Origin of the sequence: Paenibacillus gorillae (assembly GCF_000513275.1) — a bacterium.
Lineage (GTDB): Bacteria > Bacillota > Bacilli > Paenibacillales > Paenibacillaceae > Pristimantibacillus > Pristimantibacillus gorillae.
The window spans coordinates 1-1,160 of sequence record NZ_CBVJ010000156.1; the positions used below are offsets into that span (position 1 = coordinate 1).

Annotated in this window: 1 protein-coding gene; it reads right to left on the reverse strand. The window is 39.3% G+C overall.

The genetic code is table 11. The features are described 5' to 3' along the window. Positions 1-157 precede the first annotated feature (157 nt). On the reverse strand, positions 158-934 hold the full coding sequence (locus TY10_RS28455; RefSeq protein WP_042171576.1) for a hypothetical protein: 777 nt from the start codon (positions 932-934) through the stop codon (positions 158-160). Between the last annotated feature and the right edge of the window lie 226 nt (positions 935-1,160).

Sequence of the window (1,160 nt, forward strand, 5' to 3'; positions counted from 1 at the left end):
CAAATCAATCCAGCCAGATTAAAACACGGCTTACGGGTTCCNGGAATATCGATTGCGATTGATGTTAATTCATTTAGAAGCGTTAAACATCATTACGCAGTAAAAAGTATTATAACTATATATAACAATAAAATTTAATTTATCCTGAATGTTGTTGCTATCTTAAAACCTTGTGTTCCGTGTAGCTGGTAGCTGCTTTTGGTAGGTTTGAGTACGTAAATCTGTCCCAATCAATTGCCTTCGCTGTATCAATGGATACGGAAACCGTAATAACGGGGTCTATGGATTCATTTCCGTTAGCGTCCTGTAAGGGTAGTGACCAGGATAAATACAATTGTGGTACGTCAGTTCTATCTTTGAAAACCTGATTAAAAATTTCGGTACTCTTTTCAAGAATTTCAGCCCTAATTGTACCTTTAGTGATATTGTCGTCAGCTAGCAAGTCGATAAATACACTCTTGTCGTCAATCTCTACACTGCGTATTCTATCCGCACCTTTAATATTGCTTTTATCTCCCGCATACTTTATAACCGCCCAGGGTATGTACTCTGCTAAGACGCTGGGGGATGATTCCAATTTATCACCCTTATCTACAGGTTCCGTAGTCGCCTTAACTTCCGGCGCCTTTACTTCTGGTTTTTCTGTGGCTTTAGGTTCTGTCACAGCCTTAACCTCTTCTCGGGTTTCAACGGTAACGGTAAAGGTCGAATATACACCTTCCTTCTCTATTTTTTCGATCAAATTATTTGAATCCTGGTTAGCGATAACCATCATAATTACAAAATAAACGCCAAATACTGTAGATAAAATTCCTCTTGTTTTCGCATTGTACAGCCGCTTCTGCCACATTAAGAATATCCCTATAGGTGAAACTATAAACAGCATAAGCCACATAAACCAAGTTGTTTTGTAAAATTGTTTTCTATTACCCATTTGTCAAATCCCCCCTTATATTCCCGTATTATAGCGTATACGGCAGAGAACAAGAATAGTTGCTACAATAAAAAAGAAGGACCTGCCGGGGCCTCCGCATTAATGTATTCGTACAAAATCTTCTTCTTCAATGGCAACAATGCTATTCCAATTTCGAGAAGCCAGCAGCCGCGTCTGGCCTTTGTCACCAGCCCTTACAACCTACTATATTTCGGTTAAGCGGTAG

Excerpts from the sequence above, each read along its gene's own strand:
- TY10_RS28455 (WP_042171576.1), bottom strand. The coding sequence starts at position 934 with ATGGGTAATAGAAAACAATTTTACAAAACAACTTGGTTTATGTGGCTT.